At 73.2% G+C, this 12,428-nt stretch carries 10 protein-coding genes; 8 read left to right on the top strand and 2 right to left on the bottom strand.

Annotated features, from left to right (window positions below; translation table 11 throughout):
• Positions 1-55: 55 nt before the first annotated feature.
• Complete coding sequence (locus H4687_RS19935; RefSeq protein WP_046918622.1) at positions 56-1,690, bottom strand: penicillin-binding transpeptidase domain-containing protein; 1,635 nt, start codon at positions 1,688-1,690, stop codon at positions 56-58.
• A gap of 142 nt (positions 1,691-1,832) precedes the next feature.
• Positions 1,833-3,572 carry a dolichyl-phosphate-mannose--protein mannosyltransferase gene (locus H4687_RS19930; RefSeq protein WP_046918621.1) on the bottom strand — a complete coding sequence of 580 codons (1,740 nt, stop codon included), beginning with the start codon at positions 3,570-3,572 and terminating at the stop codon, positions 1,833-1,835.
• Between the two features lie 114 nt (positions 3,573-3,686).
• Here H4687_RS19930 and rsmI point away from each other — a divergent pair, with 114 nt between their 5' ends.
• From rsmI to H4687_RS19890, 8 genes are all read left to right on the top strand, one after another.
• Positions 3,687-4,535: a 16S rRNA (cytidine(1402)-2'-O)-methyltransferase gene (rsmI, locus tag H4687_RS19925; protein WP_050398353.1), complete on the top strand. Its 849-nt coding sequence runs from the start codon at positions 3,687-3,689 to the stop codon at positions 4,533-4,535.
• A gap of 457 nt (positions 4,536-4,992) precedes the next feature.
• Positions 4,993-5,400: a hypothetical protein gene (locus H4687_RS19920; RefSeq protein ID WP_046918073.1), complete on the top strand. Its 408-nt coding sequence runs from the start codon at positions 4,993-4,995 to the stop codon at positions 5,398-5,400.
• Positions 5,401-5,468: 68 nt separating this feature from the next.
• Positions 5,469-6,371 carry a TatD family hydrolase gene (locus H4687_RS19915; RefSeq protein ID WP_046918072.1) on the top strand — a complete coding sequence of 301 codons (903 nt, stop codon included), beginning with the start codon at positions 5,469-5,471 and terminating at the stop codon, positions 6,369-6,371.
• 155 nt (positions 6,372-6,526) lie between these two features.
• Positions 6,527-7,969, top strand: coding sequence for a resuscitation-promoting factor (locus tag H4687_RS19910; RefSeq protein ID WP_046918071.1), 1,443 nt, complete (start codon positions 6,527-6,529; stop codon positions 7,967-7,969).
• Positions 7,970-8,150: 181 nt separating this feature from the next.
• Positions 8,151-9,086, top strand: a complete 936-nt coding sequence (gene rsmA / locus H4687_RS19905) for a 16S rRNA (adenine(1518)-N(6)/adenine(1519)-N(6))-dimethyltransferase RsmA (RefSeq protein WP_078907206.1) — start codon at positions 8,151-8,153, stop codon at positions 9,084-9,086.
• Positions 9,083-9,997: a 4-(cytidine 5'-diphospho)-2-C-methyl-D-erythritol kinase gene (locus H4687_RS19900; protein ID WP_046919756.1), complete on the top strand. Its 915-nt coding sequence runs from the start codon at positions 9,083-9,085 to the stop codon at positions 9,995-9,997. Before rsmA ends, H4687_RS19900 begins: the two co-directional genes overlap by 4 nt.
• 91 nt (positions 9,998-10,088) lie before the next feature.
• Positions 10,089-11,471, top strand: coding sequence for an acyltransferase family protein (locus tag H4687_RS19895; RefSeq protein WP_046919757.1), 1,383 nt, complete (start codon positions 10,089-10,091; stop codon positions 11,469-11,471).
• 396 nt (positions 11,472-11,867) lie between these two features.
• Positions 11,868-12,392 carry a hypothetical protein gene (locus H4687_RS19890; RefSeq protein WP_050398354.1) on the top strand — a complete coding sequence of 175 codons (525 nt, stop codon included), beginning with the start codon at positions 11,868-11,870 and terminating at the stop codon, positions 12,390-12,392.
• Positions 12,393-12,428: the final 36 nt, after the last annotated feature.

Here is a 12,428-nt window from a genome sequence, read left to right as displayed (position 1 = left end):
CCGCGTTTGTCCGCGGCCCCCCACCGGACCCGCACCCCGCAGCGAGCCGCATCCCCTACGGAGAGACGCGCAGCACATCCACCACGATCGGACCGGCCGCCTCGCCCCCGCGACCGCCCCCCTCCGACATCGCCGCCGCGGCCACGTCCCCGCGGAACCCGGTGAACCAACTGTCCGCCACCGCCTGCCCGTCGATCTCCGCGGAACCGGTCTTCGCGCCGATGTCGCCGCTGAGTCCGGACATGACGGTCGCGGCCGTCCCCCGGGTCGCGGTCAGCCTCATCATCTGCTTCAACTGCGAGGACGTACTGGCCGACAGCCCCTTCGCGGTGGCCAGCTCCCGGTCGTCCAGCTTCGGTGACACCAGATACGGCTGCCGGAACGTCCCCGTGATCGCCGTGGACGTCACCGACGCCATGTTGAGCGGGTTCATCAGGACGTCACCCTGACCGATGGCGTTGGCGGCCCGGTTCGGCCCGCCGGAGGGCGGCACCTTGCCGTCCATGGAGACGATGCCCGTCTTCCAGTCGTCCCGGCCGATCCCGAACCGCTCCTGCGCCTCCTCGGTCAACGACTCGTCGGACAGCGGCTTTTCGTCGATCAGCTTGATGAAGGCCGTGTTGCAGGACCGCTCGAAACTGTTGGCGAGCGTCGCGTTCGGCGTCTCGTCCGGCTTCAGACCGGGCAGGTTCTTGAAGGTCTGGCTCTGCCAGGTGGCCGTGGCGGGGCAGGGCGCGGGGCCGTTCATGGAGGTCACGCCGTTGTCGATGAGCATCGCGGCGGTGACGATCTTCATCGTGGAGCCGGGCGGGAGTTCACCCTGGAAGGCCGCGTTGAAGCTGTCGTCACGGTGGTTGGCGACGGCCAGCACCTGCCCGGTGCTGGGCTGCACGGCGACCACGGACGACTCGGGGTGCTTGGTGACCGCCTGCTCGGCCGCCGCCTGCGTCCGGGCACTGATCGTGGTCCGCAGCTTGCCCGCCCTGCCCTTGGTGAGGGTCAGCAGGGTGGTGTCGCCGGCCTCGGCGGCGGCGTGGTGGATGCCCAGCTCGACGCCGGAGGTGCCGCCCGCGTCGGAGCCGTACCGCTCGCGCAGCGTGTCGAGGATCGGCCCCAGGGAGGGGTACTTCTCCTTGGTCAGCGCCTTGCCGTCGCGGTCCACGGCCTCGATGGGCGGCGCCGCCGCCTCCCCGGTGAACAGCGTGTCCCCCTTCTTCAGCTCGGGGTGTACGACGGAGGGCCGCCAGTCGACCAGGGCCCGCCCGGTCGTCTTCCCGCGCACGACGGTCAGCCGGCTCCTGTACGCGAGTTCCTTGCTCTTGCCCTGGTACGACACGGTCGCCCTGACGGAGAACGGGACGGTCCGGTCGCCGCTCCCGGTGGGCTTGCCCGGCTCGATCTTCACGTCGTCGATCCGCGCGACGCCCGTGAAGCTGCCGAAGACCTTCCCCGCGTCCACGGCGTCGTTCGTGTACGACGACGCCGTGGCCGAGTCGCCCTTCTCCCAGGCGGCGAAGAACTTCTCCGTCGTCTCCCGGACCTCGTCCCCGCCCGGCGGCCCGGTGCGTTTCTCGACACCCCCGCCGTCCCCGTTCAGCGCCGTCACGAAGTTGTACCCGCCGTACCCGGCACCGCCCACCATCGCCGCGAACACTCCGCCGACTATGGCGACCTTGACCCCCTTGCGCATGACGCGACTCCCCCTTTGAACGCGTTCAGAAACCGCTTGCCGAGGCTCACTGTAAGCACGCCGGAGTAACGCGTGGGGAAAATGACTCCTGTGCGTGCCCTGATTGTTAGCCCGCCAGAGCCCGGCGAACGGGGTTCGGCCATCACACCCAGGTATCCAGCCACATCCGCGACCGCCAGCTGTCGATCGGGATGGGCTGGCCGGTGTACAGGGGCCAGAAGTAGATGAAGTTCCAGGCGATCAGGAGGACCAGGACGCCCGCGCCCGCCGCGCCGGCCACGCGGCGGCGTTCCGGGGCGCCGGGGGGACCGAGGATGGCGCCGATCATCATCGTGACGGCGAGGCAGAGGAACGGCAGGAAGACCACGGCGTAGAAGAAGAAGATCGTGCGCTCCTGGTACAGGAACCACGGGAGATAGCCGGCGGCGATGCCGCAGGCGATCGCGCCGGCGCGCCAGTCGCGGCGGAAGAACCAGCGCCACAGGACGTAGAGGACCGCGAAGGCGGCCGCCCACCACAGCAGGGGCGTGCCGATGGCGAGGACCTCGCGGGCGCACTTGTCGGCGGTGTCGACCGCGCAGCCGTCGTTGCCGGGGGACGGGGACTCGTAGAAGTAGGAGACCGGGCGGCCCAGGACGATCCAGCTCCACGGGTTCGACTGGTACGTGTGCGGGGACGACAGCCCGATGTGGAACTCGTACACCGCGTGCTCGTAGTGCCACAGGCTGCGCAGCCAGTCCGGGAGCCAGGCGAGCCAGCCGCCCTTGCCCTCGGTCGCGGCCCAGTTGCGGTAGTAGCCGCCGGTGCCGTCGTCCGGGGAGAGGATCCAGCCCGTCCAGGAGACCAGATAGGTGACGATCATGACGGGGACCGTGGACAGGAACGCGAGGCCGAGGTCGCGCCGGAGCATCGCGATCAGCGGCTGACGGGCGCCGGCGACCTTGCGGGCCGCGTAGTCCCAGAGCACCGTCATGATCCCGAAGAACACCAGGAAGTACAGGGCGTTCCACTTGGTGCCGAGGGCCAGGCCCAGGCAGAGACCGGCCAGCCAGCGGTACGGGCGCCACCCCAGGCGGGTCGTCTCGGCGATCAGGACGTCGGGGCGGACGACCCCGTCGCCGTCCCGGGGGAGGGCGGCGGCCAGGCGTTGCCGCGCCTTGTCGCGGTCGACGACCAGACAGCCGAACGCGGCCAGCACGAAGAACATCAGCACCTGGTCCAGCAGCGCGGTGCGGCTCATCACGAAGTGCAGGCCGTCCACCGCCATCAGCGCGCCCGCGAGGCAGCCGAGGAACGTCGAGCGGAAGATCCGGCGGCCGATCCGGCACAGCATCAGCACGGAGAGCGTGCCGAGCAGGGCCGTCATGAACCGCCAGCCGAACGGGTCGAACCCGAACATCAGCTCGCCCAGACCGATCACGTACTTGCCGACCGGGGGGTGGACCACATAGGCCGCCTCCGTCGGGATGGGCACGTTCCCGTTGTTCTGGAGGATCAGCTCGTTGGCGTTCTTCGCCCAGTTGACCTCGTACCCGCGATGGACGAGCGCCCACGCGTCCTTCGCGTAGTACGTCTCGTCGAATATCACCGCCCTGGGGCTGCCCAGGTCGTGGAACCGCAGCAGCCCCGCGAACAGCGTCACCAGCAGCGGACCGCCCCACGCCGACCACCGGACCAGGCGCGCCGCGCCACTCTCGCGCAGCCCGAGCGCGGCCCACACCCGTGGACCCGGCCGGGTGTACGGGGGCACCAGCCGGGTGCGGACGTCGCCTCTCGGGGGCGCCGCGTAGCCGAATCGGCGCAGGCGGTGCTGCCACGACGGCCGCTGCGCTTCGGTGGCCTGGTCCTGCCGGGTGTCCGTGGAGGACGCGGTACTGGTCACCGCGCCATCGTAGGGAACACGGCTGTGGGAGTCCCGTGGGACGGGAATGTGGGCCGGGGTGTCCGAGGCGGTCCCGCGCCCTGCCGGCGGCGTTCCCCCTGGGAGGATGGGGGTGTGACAGGAATCCTTGTGTTGGCAGGTACCCCCATCGGTGATGTCGCGGACGCGCCGCCCCGGCTCGCCCAGGAGCTGGCCGGTGCGGACGTGGTCGCCGCCGAGGACACCCGGCGGCTGCGGCGGCTCACCCAGGCGCTCGGCGTGCAGCCGGGCGGGCGGATCGTCTCGTACTTCGAGGGCAACGAGGCCGCGCGTACGCCGGAACTCGTCGAGGCGCTGGTGGGCGGGGCGCGTGTGCTGCTGGTCACCGACGCGGGGATGCCGTCGGTCTCCGACCCCGGGTACCGGCTCGTCGCCGCGGCCGTGGAGAAGGACATCCGGGTCACCGCCGTACCGGGGCCGTCCGCCGTGCTCACCGCGCTCGCGCTGTCGGGGCTGCCCGTCGACCGGTTCTGCTTCGAGGGGTTCCTGCCGCGCAAGGCCGGGGAGCGGTTGGGCCGGCTGCGCGAGGTCGCCGAGGAGCGGCGCACGCTCGTGTACTTCGAGGCCCCCCACCGCCTGGACGCGACGCTCGCGGCGATGGCCGAGGCCTTCGGCGCGCAGCGGCGGGCCGCCGTGTGCCGCGAGCTGACCAAGACGTACGAGGAGGTCAAGCGGGGCCCTCTCGGGGAGCTGGCCGAGTGGGCGGCGGCCGGGGTGCGCGGCGAGATCACCGTCGTGGTCGAGGGGGCGCCGGAGAAGGGGCCGGAGGAGCTGGACGCGGCGGAGCTGGTGCGGCGGGTCCGGGTGCGGGAGGAGGCGGGGGAGCGCCGCAAGGAGGCGATCGCCGCGGTGGCGGTGGAGGCGGGGCTGCCCAAGCGGGAGGTCTTCGACGCGGTGGTCGCGGCGAAGAGGGCTGCGCCGTAGGGGTACGCGGGGTGGGGTGGCGGGGGGTGCGTTGTCGGGTGCGGCCCGGTGGGGGCTGGTCGCGCAGTTCCCCGCGCCCCTGAGAAGCAGGGGCTGCGCCCCATGCTTTCGGACCCGCAGCCCCGTTGACTTTCGGACCCGCAGCCCCGCCGCTTTTTCAGGCCGTACGGCCTGGGTTTTCAGGGGCGCGGGCAACTGCGCGAGAAGCTCCACCGGCGCGCATCCGCCGACGCACCCCACGCCTCCACCCCTTACGCGCCCCGCAACACACCCCCGCGCCCCATGGCCCGGCAAAGCCGAGCAAAGCACTGCCCTCGCGTGGAGGGGCTTCCCACAAGGACGGGCCAAAACGGCTTCAACAGTCGGCAGGTGGGGTGCACTTCGGGTCTGCGGAGGAGTCCTATGGGTGGTGAGGACTTACCCGTCCTCAGCGTCCAGCGGACCAGAGGAGCTGGCAATGACCGAGATCGTAGAGCGGGCCGTCCTGCGGGACACCGCCACCGCCGTCGTTCACGAGTCGTACTCGTTCGCCTGCATGCGCTGCGGGCACGGCTGGGAGCAGTCGTACGAGATCGAGCACCACAACGACGCCCAGGGGCGCGACTTCGTGATGTACGTGGCCGACGGCAAGGTCGTGCCGTCCCCGCTCTCCCGGCCGGCGTGCCAGAACTGCGACGGTCATGTCGTACGGATCATGCGGGCGGGCCAGGTGTCGTCGGTCCGGGACGCCGAACACCGGCGCCACGTGCCGAAGCCGCGCCCGGCGGCGGTCGACGCGGCGGCGAGCGACGCGGCGGAGCCCGGGGAGCACCACCACTGGCACTTCTCCGACCTGCTGCACCCGTTCCACCGCAAGGCGAGCTGATCCTCCCCGTCAGTGAGCCTGTGAGGCATGCCCCGATCGTGCGGTTCCGCGATTCGTAGGATCGGGGCATGCCTTCGAACGACTCCGGCAACGCGTCCGGCAAGAACGACAGGAACGCCGCGCCCCCGCTCCCCGCACCCCTCCGGGTGCCGGTCGCGGATTCGCACACGCATCTGGACATGCAGTCCGGCACGGTCGAGGAGGGCCTCGCGAAGGCCGCCTCCGTGGGGGTGACCACGGTCGTCCAGGTCGGCTGCGACCTCAAGGGCTCCCGCTGGGCCGCCGAGACGGCCGCGCGGTACGAGGCCGTGCACGCGACGGTCGCCCTGCACCCCAACGAGGCGCCGCGGATCGTGCACGGCGACCCCGACGGCTGGTCCCGGCAGGGCGCGCGGACCCCCGGCGGTGACACGGCACTCGACGACGCGCTCGCCGAGATCGACCGGCTCGCGGCGCTGCCGCAGGTCAAGGGGGTCGGGGAGACCGGGCTCGACTACTTCCGGACCGGGCCGGAGGGCAAGGCCGCCCAGGAACGGTCCTTCCGCGCCCACATCGAGATCGCCAAGCGGCACGGCAAGGCCCTGGTCATCCACGACCGCGACGCCCACGACGACGTGTTGCGGGTCCTGAAGGAGGAGGGTGCGCCCGAGCGGACCGTCTTCCACTGCTACTCCGGCGACGCCGCCATGGCCGCCGAGTGCGCGGAGCACGGCTACTTCATGTCCTTCGCCGGGAACATGACCTTCAAGAACGCCCAGCCGCTGCGCGACGCGCTCGCCGTCGCCCCCCTCGAACTCGTCCTCGTCGAGACCGACGCGCCCTTCCTGACGCCGGCCCCGTACCGCGGACGGCCCAACGCGCCGTATCTCGTTCCGGTCACGGTCCGGGCGATGGCCGCGGTGCGGGGCATCGACGAGGACGCGCTGGCGACGGCGATCGCGGCGAACACGTCGAGGGCGTTCGATTACTGACGGATCACGCCGGCTGGGCCGTCCGGGGGACCCGAAAAGATGATCAGTGGCCCGTGTCGCGACACTGCGTGACCACGTTGCTTTGGAGGGTGACCGAAGTCCGCTAGGTTCACGTCGCCCGACCCGGACCCGGATCCCCTCTGGAGCGTGTCGTCGTGAGCAACCTGCAGTCGTCGTCGTACGAGACCTACGAGAGCCATGGCCCGGACGGTACGAGCCGGCCGCCGACGGTGCGTGACGCCGCGACGCCGGCGTACGGGGCCGGGACGCTGCCGTACGGGGCCGAGGTCCTGGCGTCGTACGGCGCCGCCGGGACACCGCCGTACGAGGCCGAGACGCTGCCGTACGGGGTCTACGTGGACACCTATCGCCCCGCCTACGCGGACCGGAGCCGCCGTGACGAGCCCCTGGAGCCGGACGGGCCGGTGCCCGGGACCCGCGCACCCGTCGAGGGCGGCCGGGGCGCCTCCCGGCGGGCGCCCCGGCGCAGACGGGCCGCCGACCGGCCCGGTTCGCTGCGCAGGCTGGTCCCGCAGGCGCTGGTGGTGGCGTTCCTCGCGGGCGGGACCTCCGCGTTCGTGGCGAAGGACAAGGCGATCGAGCTGACCGTCGACGGGCGGCCGCGCACGCTGCACACCTTCGCCGACGACGTCTCCGAACTGCTCGCCGACGAGGGGGTCCCCGTCGGCCCCCACGATGTCATCGCGCCCGCTCCCGGTACCGCGCTGAGCAGCGGCGACGAGGTGGCCGTGCACTACGGCCGGCCCGTCGCCCTCACCCTGGACGGTCATCGGCGCAAGGTCTGGACGACCGCCCACACGGTGGACGGGGCGCTCCAGCAGCTCGGGGTGCGTGCGGAGGGGGCGTACGTCTCGACCTCGCGCTCCCAGCGCATCGGGCGGCAGGGGCTGGAGCTGGACGTCCGGACCGAGCGCACCGTCACGATCATGGCGGACGGGCGGACGCGGACGATCCGCACGAACGCGGCGACCGTGGGGGAGGCCGTGGAGCAGGCCGGGGTCACCCTGCGCGGGGAGGACACCACCTCGGTCGACCGGGCGAGCTTTCCCCGGGACGGGCAGACGGTGACCGTGCTGCGGGTGACCGGGTCCACGGAGGTGCGTGAGGTGCCGATCCCGTTCCGGGTGCGCCGCGCCGAGGACCCCTCCCTGTTCCGGGGCACGGAGGTCGTCGAGCGGGCCGGATATCCGGGCACCCGCCGGGTCACGTACGCGCTCCGGTCGGTCAACGGGGTGCGGCAGCGACCGCGGCTGCTGCGTACGGAGGTGGTGCGGGAGCCCAGGGACCAGATCGTGAAGGTGGGGACGAAGGCGGTGCCGACGTCCGTGGCGGGGGCGGAGGGGTTGAACTGGTCGGGGCTGGCGGCGTGCGAGTCCGGGGGGCGGCCGAACGCGGTCGATCCTTCCGGGACGTACGGGGGGCTGTACCAGTTCGACACGCGGACCTGGCAGAGCCTCGGGGGCAGTGGCCGCCCCCAGGACGCGCCCGCGGGCGAACAGACCCTTCGCGCGAAGAAGCTGTATGTCCAGCGCGGGGCGAGCCCCTGGCCCCACTGCGGGGCGCGGCTGCGGGGGTGAGGGGGGCTGTTTTTCCCACCCCGCGCCCGTCGCAGACCCGGGCCCGCAGGGGCCTGGGTTTTTGGGGGCGCGGGGAACTGCGCGATCGGCCCCCACCGGGCCGCACTCGCCGACGCACCGACCCCCCACCCCTCAGGCGCCCAGGAGCAACCCCCCACCCCCCGCCCCGTACCCTGGTGCCGTGAGCAGCCCCTCCAGCCTCCCCGACGCCCTCCTGGGCCCCGCCGACGTCCGCGAACTCGCGGCAGCGCTCGGCGTGCGCCCCACCAAACAGCGCGGCCAGAACTTCGTGATCGACGCCAACACGGTCCGCCGGATCGTGCGGACCGCGGACGTCCGCCCGCAGGACACGGTCGTCGAGGTGGGCCCGGGTCTCGGCTCGCTCACCCTCGCCCTGCTGGAGGTGGCGGACCGGGTCACGGCCGTCGAGATCGACGACGTCCTCGCCGCCGCGCTGCCCGCCACCATCACCGCCCGCATGCCCACCCGCGCCGGCCGCTTCGCCCTCGTGCACTCGGACGCGATGCAGGTGACCGAGCTGCCCGGCCCTCCGCCCACGGCCCTCGTCGCGAACCTCCCGTACAACGTCGCCGTCCCCGTGCTGCTGCACATGCTGGACACCTTCCCCACCATCGAACGCACCCTCGTGATGGTCCAGGCGGAGGTCGCCGACCGCCTCGCCGCCGGACCGGGCTCGAAGGTGTACGGCGTGCCGTCGGTGAAGGCGAACTGGTACGCGGACGTCAAGCGCGCCGGGTCGATCGGGCGGAACGTCTTCTGGCCGGCGCCGAACGTCGACAGCGGGCTCGTCTCGCTCGTCCGCCGGACCGAGCCGGTCAAGACCACCGCCGCCAAGCGGGAGGTGTTCGCGGTCGTCGACGCGGCGTTCGCCCAGCGGCGCAAGACGCTGCGGGCCGCCCTCGCCGGGTGGGCCGGCAGCGCGCCCGCCGCCGAGGCCGCCCTCGTCGCCGCCGGCGTCTCTCCGCAGGCCCGCGGCGAGTCCCTGACCGTCGAGGAGTTCGCCGCCATCGCCGAGCACCGCGTCACCGAGGCCACCACCGCCACCGGCACCAGGACCTACGACCAGACCCCCACCGAGGAGCCCCGCCAGTCGTGAGCGTCACCGTTCGCGTCCCCGCCAAGGTCAACGTGCAGCTCGCGGTCGGCGGCCCCCGGCCCGACGGCTTCCACGACCTGGCCAACGTCTTCCTCGCCGTCGGGCTGTACGACGAGGTCACCGCGACCCCCGCCGACGAGCTGACCGTCACCTGCGAGGGCCCCGGCGCCGACCAGGTCCCCCTGGACCGTACGAACCTCGCCGCACGGGCCGCGCTCGCGCTGGCGGAACGCCACGGCGTCGAGCCGGCCGTCCATCTGCACATCGCCAAGGACATCCCGGTCGCCGGCGGTATGGCCGGCGGCAGCGCGGACGCGGCCGGCGCGCTCCTCGCCTGCGACAGGCTGTGGGGGACCGACGCCTCGCGCGAGGAACTCCTGGACATCTGCGCGGAGTTGGGCAGCGACGTCCCGTTCAGCCTGGTGGGCGGGGCGGCACTCGGCACCGGGCGGGGCGAGCAGCTCCGGCCCCTCGACGTCGGCGGCACGTTCCACTGGGTGTTCGCCGTCGCCGACGGCGGGCTCTCCACGCCCGCCGTCTACCGCGAGTTCGACCGGCTCCACGCGCACGACGCCGTCCCCGAGCCCGTCGCCTCCCAAGTGCTGCTGGACGCCCTCGCCAAGGGGGACGCCGACGCGCTCGCGGCCTTCCTGCCGGGCTCCAACGGCCTCCAGCCCGCCGCACTCTCGCTCTTCCCGAAGCTGGCCGACACCCTCACCGAGGGCCGCGCCGCCGGCGCGCTCGCCGCGCTCGTCTCCGGCTCGGGCCCGACCACGGCCTTCCTCGTCCGGGACGCCGACGCGGCCCGCGCCGTCGCCGAGGGCCTGCTCGCGTCCGGCACGTGCCGGGCGGCGCGGGTGGCCGTCTCCCCCGCGCCGGGGGCGACCGTCGTACGGGGCGCACAAGCCTAGGTACTCAGACGGGAGTTGAGTACGGGAGCGCTGACGCCCGACCCGGCGCCGGCGCGACCGTACTCCCATGAGTGCAAGCGTGAGCGCAAGCGTGCGTGCCGGAACGAGTGCGAGCGAACTCGCCGCCGCCACCCCCTCCACCCGTGACCGGTACGTCGATCTCCTCCGCGTCGCCTCCCTCGGCACGGTCGTCCTCGGCCACTGGCTGATGGCGGCGGTCACCACCGGCGGGGCGGACGGCGATGTCGAGGTGGGGAACCTCCTCGCCGTCGAGCCGGGGCTCCAGATCCTGACCTGGGCCCTGCAGATCATGCCGGTGTTCTTCTTCGTCGGCGGCTTCTCGCACGCCCTCTCCTACCGCTCGCTCAGCCGCCGGCACCCGGACGGCGACTCCGTCTACCCCGCCTTCCTCCGCGCCCGGCTCCAGCGGCTCCTGCGGCCCACCATGGTGTTCATCGGGGTGTGGGGCGCCGCCGCCGTCCTGCTGCACCTCGCGGGCCAGGGCGGCGGACTGCTCGACGTGGCACTGAGGCTGGTCGCGCAGCCGCTGTGGTTCATCGGCATCTACCTCGCGATGGTCGCCTTCACCCCGCCGCTGCTGAAGATGCACGAGCGGTTCGGGTGGGGCGCGTTCGGGGCGCTGGTCGCGGCGGCGGGCACCGTCGACGTGCTGCGCTTCGCCTTCGACGTGCCGTTCGTCGAGTTCCTCAACTTCGCCTTCGTGTGGCTCGCGATCCACCAGCTCGGATTCCTGCGCGCCGACGGGCGGTTGACCCGGCCGTATCTGCTCGCCGGGGCCGGGCTCGCGGGGGCGGCGCTGCTGGTGGCGTTCGGGCCGTATCCGCTGTCGATGGTCGGGATGCCGGGCGAGAAGGTGTCCAACATGGCGCCGCCGACCTTCGCGCTGCTGTGCCACGGGCTGTGGCTGGTCGGCGCGGTGGAGTGGCTGCGCGGGCCGGCCGGACGGTGGCTGGAGCGGCCGAAGGTGTGGCGGGCGGTCGTGGCGGCCAACGGCATTTCGATGACCGCGTTCCTGTGGCACCTGTCGGCCATGCTCGGGGTCTACGGCGTGCTGCTCGCGCTGGATGTGCCGCTGCCCGCGCCCGCGACGGGTGCCTGGTGGGCCCAGCTGCCCCCGCGCATCGCCGCCGCCGCCGTTCTGACGGCGGTGCTGGTCGCGGCCTTCCGGAGCTTCGAGCGGCCCGCGGCCCGGTCCACCGTCCCGCGCCCGCGCGGCAGTTCACGCGGGCCGACGGCGTTCTCCGGACCGGCCGCCACCCTCGGTGTCGTGCTCTGCCTCTTCGGGGTGCTGGGGCTGTCCATGGTCGGCTTCGGCGGGCTGTTCGAGGGGCGTACGGCCCTGCTGATCGCCGTGCAGGTGAGCGCGCCGGCGGCGGTGGCGATGACCCTCGTGGGCTGGCTGCTGGTGGAGCGGGCGGGGCGTGGGGCCGCGCAGAGTGATCGGCACGTGTGAGCCGGCGCGGAAGATTCGCGCCGGCCGGCCAACGCGGGCGCCGTCCCGGCCGTCTTCATCGCCGAGACCTCGCCCCGCGGTGACATGACGCCCTGCCCGAGCACGTCGGCGCCGCCCCGGGTCTCGCGTGAACGCCGTGCGCCCCGGGTGGAGACGCCCCCGGGGCGCACGGCCTCCTCCTCACGCCCCTGAAAACACGGGGCGCAGCCCGTGCGTTCAGGGGCGCGGGGAACTGCCCGAGAAGCCTCACCGGCCTCGCGGCCTCACCGGCCTCGCGGCCCCACGCGACCGGCCCCCACCGGCCCCCGCGGCCTCCCCCCGTACGCCCGGCCCCGTACCCCCGGATACTCCCGCGAGGGGACGACCCCGGCGCCCCGGCCCGGCACCGTGGTGGACATGAAGACAAGCCGTCCCGTACGCCGCGCCCTCCTCGTCGTCCACGTGGCCGCCTCCGCCGCCTGGCTCGGGCTCACGCTCGGGCTGCTGGCGCTCGGGGTCACCGCCGGCACCACCGGGTCCGCGGTGACGGTGGAGGCGTCCGTGCGGGCCATGAAGCTGTTCGCGGACTGGCTCCTGGTCCCCGTCGCCCTGCTCACCTTCGGCAGTGGCCTGGCCCTTTCCCTCGGCACCCCGTGGGGACTGGCCCGCCACCACTGGGTCCAGGTGAAGTTCTGGCTGACCCTGGCCACCCTCACCGCCACGGTCCTCGTCCTGCGCCCCGGCGTGAACGCGGCGGTCACCGCCGTCGCCGCGGGCGGGCCGCTGCCGGACGCGGGGGACGTCCTCTTCGGCCCGGCCGTCTCGCTGACCGCGTACGTCTTCATGACCGTGATCTCGGTCCTGAAGCCCTGGGGGCTCACCCGGCGCGGCCGCCGCCTGCGCGCCACCGTCCGCCGCGAAGGCGTCGCCGTCTCCCGCTGAGGCCCCCGCCCGGGCGCCCGTCACGCCCCCTCCACC

The organism is Streptomyces stelliscabiei (assembly GCF_014873495.1).
GTDB lineage: Bacteria > Actinomycetota > Actinomycetes > Streptomycetales > Streptomycetaceae > Streptomyces > Streptomyces bottropensis.
The sequence above is the reverse complement of the archived record's forward strand: the minus strand, read 5'-3'. Positions and strand labels throughout refer to the sequence as shown.

What these genes read in the sequence shown, in the direction of transcription:
- H4687_RS19890 (WP_050398354.1), top strand. Translation starts at nt 11,868, where the DNA reads ATGAAGACAAGCCGTCCCGTACGCCGCGCCCTCCTCGTCGTCCACGTG.
- H4687_RS19920 (WP_046918073.1), top strand. Translation starts at nt 4,993, where the DNA reads ATGACCGAGATCGTAGAGCGGGCCGTCCTGCGGGACACCGCCACCGCC.
- H4687_RS19915 (WP_046918072.1), top strand. Translation starts at nt 5,469, where the DNA reads ATGCCTTCGAACGACTCCGGCAACGCGTCCGGCAAGAACGACAGGAAC.
- H4687_RS19935 (WP_046918622.1), bottom strand. Translation starts at nt 1,690, where the DNA reads ATGCGCAAGGGGGTCAAGGTCGCCATAGTCGGCGGAGTGTTCGCGGCG.